The organism is Pseudophaeobacter leonis (genome assembly GCF_002087335.1).
Taxonomy (GTDB): domain Bacteria; phylum Pseudomonadota; class Alphaproteobacteria; order Rhodobacterales; family Rhodobacteraceae; genus Pseudophaeobacter; species Pseudophaeobacter leonis.
Window position 1 is genome coordinate 1 of the sequence record NZ_MWVJ01000091.1, and the last position, 3,723, is coordinate 3,723.

Here is a 3,723-nt window from a genome sequence, read left to right on the forward strand (position 1 = left end):
CCTCAAGCGCCGCAAGGGCCTCGACGCGCTCCAGCACCAGCTGGCCAATGCGGGTCAGGATACGGCCCCGTTCCAGCGCTGTCTTGCGCCCCCATTCGCCCGCCAGCGCCACCTCGGCGGCCGTAACCGCAGCATCGATATCGGCCGCGCCGCCACGGGCAATCTGGCACAGGGCAGAGCCATCCGAAGGGTTCACCAGCGGCAGGGTCTTGCCGCCAGCTGCGGGCTGCCATCTGCCGCCAATCAGGCAGAGGCTGGGGTCGAACCAAGTTGGATTTGCATTAGTCATTTTTGGGTCCTGCAATGTCAAATGTGTAGCTTTTGGTCTGGTGTTCAGTGAAAGGCGCGCCCTCGCGCAGCTCGCTAACCCCTGGCAGTACGCTGAGGCAGGTGCCCCAAAACGCCAGCGCCTGTTTTGAATGCCCAGAAATCCCCATGCGCCAGCGCCCGGGGAACTCCTGCAACAACAGGCTGGCGGCTTGCTGTCCCAACCCCTTGCGCCGGTGCTGCGGCACAATGGAGAATTCGGACAGCTCGCGTCGATCATCCGGCAGGTTCAGCACCAGGGCAAAGCCGATGCGGCCGCGCCCCCGGCGGATCCAGAACGCGGTGACATCCTGACGGTGCAGCATCTGCTTGGCACGGTCCGAGATATCGACCTCAATACTGGGCGCAACATCGTAGAAATAAGGCGCCAGAACAGAGGCAAACAGTGCCTGTTCCCGCGGCATGATCAGCGCCAGCGAAACCTCATGGGCTGTGGTCATGCTGCCCCCAGATTGATCTCGGGCAGCACCGGAGCTGCGGCAATCAAGGCGCGGGTGTAGGGGTGCTGTGGCGCGGTAAAGATGTCTTCGGTGGCGCCCGCTTCGACGATCTCGCCCCTTTGCATCACCAGACAGCGGTCAGTGATGGTACGCACCACGCTCAGATCATGGCTGATGAACAGATAGGTGAGACCAAAGGCCTCGCAAAGCTCTGCCAGCAGATCAAGGATCTGGGCCCGCACGGATACATCCAGCGCCGAGACGGCCTCGTCAAACAGGATCAGTTCGGGGCGGGTGATCAGGGCGCGCGCGATGGCAATGCGCTGGCGTTGCCCACCAGAGAACTGGTGGATGTATTTTTGCGCATCCTCTGGCTGCAGGCCCACGGCGCGCAGGGTGTCAGCGATAAGGTCCATCCGCGCCACGCCCTTTGGTGGGTCAGGCAGGGAATAGAACGGCTCGGTGATCAGCTGGTCGACCCGGTGGCGTGGGTTAAAGCTGCCAAAGGGATCCTGAAACACCACCTGCATCCGGCGGCGGATTTCCGGGTTTTGCGGCGTGGTGATCTCGATGCCATCAAGGTGGATTTGCCCGGCCTGCAGGGGCTCCACACCCAAAATGGCCCGCGTTAGGGTCGATTTCCACAGCCAGACTCGCCGACCAGCCCCAGACGCTCACCGCGATTGAGGGTAAAAGAAACCTCTTTGACAGCGCGAAAATGCGCGGGCCGGGCAAACAGCGATTTGCGCGGCAGGGCATAGTCGCGCACAGCGCCGGTGACTTGCAATAGCGGCGTGGGGGCAGGTGGTGTGGGCAGTGTCACCTGGTGGGTCGAGGCGGCAAACAGCATGCGGGTATAGGGATGCTGCATATTGTGCAAAAGCCCCTGTGTAGAGCCTGTTTCCACCACTTCTCCGTGGCGCATCACCACAATGCGATCTGCCAGATCCGCCACCACGGCGAGGTCATGGGTGATGATCATCAACCCCATGTCGAACTCGCGCACCAGATCGCGCAGCAGCTCAAGAATTTGCGCCTGTGTGGTGACATCCAGCGCGGTGGTGGGCTCATCCGCGATCAGCAGTTTCGGGCGCAGCGCAATCGCCATGGCGATCACCACGCGCTGACGCTGGCCGCCGGACAGCTCATGCGGGAAGCGCCCCAGCGGAAAACGATCGGCGGGCAAACCCACCCGGTCGAGCAGGTCACGGGCGCGGGCGCGGGCCTGATCCGGTGGCATGGCCTTGTGGATCAGAATGGTCTCCATCACCTGGTCGCCCATGGTCTTTACCGGGTTGAGCGCGGTCATTGGCTCCTGGAACACCATGCCGATGATCTGGCCTCTGACGCCGCACATCTGGGCCTCGCTCAGGCGCAGCAGGTCGCGGGTTTCCAGGGTGATCTCGCCACTGGTGCTGGCGGTCTCGGGCAGCAGCCCCATAACGGCAAAGGCGGTCATGGATTTACCCGACCCGCTTTCGCCGGTCACAGCGACGATTTCGCCCGGCGCCACCGCAAGAGAGACATCCTTTAGGATGGCGTGGGTGCCAATCTGCAGGGACAGGTTTGAGATTTGCAGCAGGGTCATCAGCGCGCCAGCCTCAGTTTGGGATCAAGCCAGTCACGCAACCCGTCTCCCAACAGGTTAAGCCCCAGCACCGTGATCACAATGGCAGAGCCGGGAATGAGCGCCAGATGTGGCGCAAAGCTCACCATGGTCTGGGCATCCGCCAGCATGCGGCCCCAGCTGGGGGTCGGCGGCTGCGCCCCTAGTCCCACGTAGGACAGGCCTGCCTCGGCCAAGATCCCCAGCGAGAACTGGATGGTGCCCTGCACGATCAGCAGGTTGGCGACATTGGGCAGGATGTGCTCGGCCGAGATGCGGGCTGCGCCCTTGCCTGCCACCCTTGCGGCCAGAATGAACTCGCGTTCCCACAGCGACAGCGCCGCACCACGGGTGATGCGGGCAAAGACCGGGATGTTGAAAATGCCGATGGCGATGATCGCATTGATGGCCCCGGCGCCAAAGATGGCGGTGATCAGAATGGCAATCACCAGCGAGGGGAAGGCAAAGACCAGATCATTGCCGCGCATGATCAGCTCATCCAGCCAGCTGCCCTTTCTGGCCGCCGCCATCAGACCCAGCGGGATGCCAATTCCCATGCCAATGCCAACAGCGACCAGCGCCACCGCGATTGAGGTGCGCGCCCCCACCATGACCATCGAGAAGATATCGCGGCCAAAGTGGTCGGTGCCCAGCCAGTGCTGCCCGTTGGGCCGCTGCAGCTTTGCGGGAATATCCATCGCCGCGTGATCAAAGGGCGTCCAGACAAAGGAGACCAGCGCCGCCAAGAGTACCACAGAGGACAGCATCAGCCCGACAAGCAAATTCCGGTTCATGCGCGGCTCCTGAGGCGGGGGTCAACCAGCGCATAGGCAAGGTCGACCAGGAAATTGACGCTGATCACAGCAAAGACCAGCAGCATGACCACCGATTCCACCACGATCAGATCGCGTGAGGAAATGGCCTGAAACACCAGCCGTCCAAGACCGGGCAGAAAGAACACCTGCTCGATGATGATGGCACCGGCCAGCAGAAAGGAAAACTGCAGCCCGATGATGGTCAGCACCGGGATCATCGCGTTGCGCAGCCCGTGGCGCCACAGAGCCTGACGGCGACTCAGGCCCTTGGCGCGGGCGGTGCGCATAAAGTCCTCGCCCAGAATGTCCAGCAGCGCTGAACGCATGACGCGGGCCAGAATGGCGGCCTGTGGCAGCGCCAGCGCGATGGCGGGCAGGGTCAGGGATTTCAGGGCGGCGCCAAACCCTTTGTCCCAGCCGGCAAAACCACCGGCGCCAAACCAGCGCAGATTGATGGCAAAGATCAGCACCAGGATCACCGCAACCCAGAAATTCGTCACCGCCACCCCCAGTTGGGTCGCTCCCATCACCGCCA

At 62.7% G+C, this 3,723-nt stretch carries 4 protein-coding genes and 1 pseudogene; all 5 read right to left on the reverse strand.

Annotated features, from left to right (window positions below; genetic code table 11):
- Positions 1 to 289 (reverse strand): aldehyde dehydrogenase family protein (locus B4968_RS17880; protein WP_139792899.1); only part of this gene is annotated, 289 nt, incomplete at its 3' end.
- The gene (locus B4968_RS17885) at positions 282 to 767 is read right to left on the reverse strand and encodes a GNAT family N-acetyltransferase (RefSeq protein WP_083100743.1); all 486 of its coding nucleotides are present in this window, start codon (positions 765 to 767) and stop codon (positions 282 to 284) included. The genes B4968_RS17885 and B4968_RS17880, both read right to left, overlap by 8 nt.
- Positions 764 to 2,355 (reverse strand): annotated as a pseudogene (locus B4968_RS17890) (ABC transporter ATP-binding protein). The gene B4968_RS17885 and the pseudogene B4968_RS17890 overlap by 4 nt, the downstream one beginning before the upstream one ends.
- The gene (locus B4968_RS17895; protein WP_083100744.1) at positions 2,355 to 3,167 is read right to left on the reverse strand and encodes an ABC transporter permease; all 813 of its coding nucleotides are present in this window, start codon (positions 3,165 to 3,167) and stop codon (positions 2,355 to 2,357) included. Before B4968_RS17895 ends, B4968_RS17890 begins: the two are co-directional and overlap by 1 nt.
- The coding region (locus tag B4968_RS17900) for an ABC transporter permease (protein WP_139792900.1) at positions 3,164 to 3,723 on the reverse strand (560 nt) is incomplete at its 5' end. The genes B4968_RS17895 and B4968_RS17900, both read right to left, overlap by 4 nt.

Excerpts from the sequence above, each read along its gene's own strand:
- B4968_RS17885 (WP_083100743.1), bottom strand. The coding sequence starts at position 767 with ATGACCACAGCCCATGAGGTTTCGCTGGCGCTGATCATGCCGCGGGAA.
- B4968_RS17895 (WP_083100744.1), bottom strand. The coding sequence starts at position 3,167 with ATGAACCGGAATTTGCTTGTCGGGCTGATGCTGTCCTCTGTGGTACTC.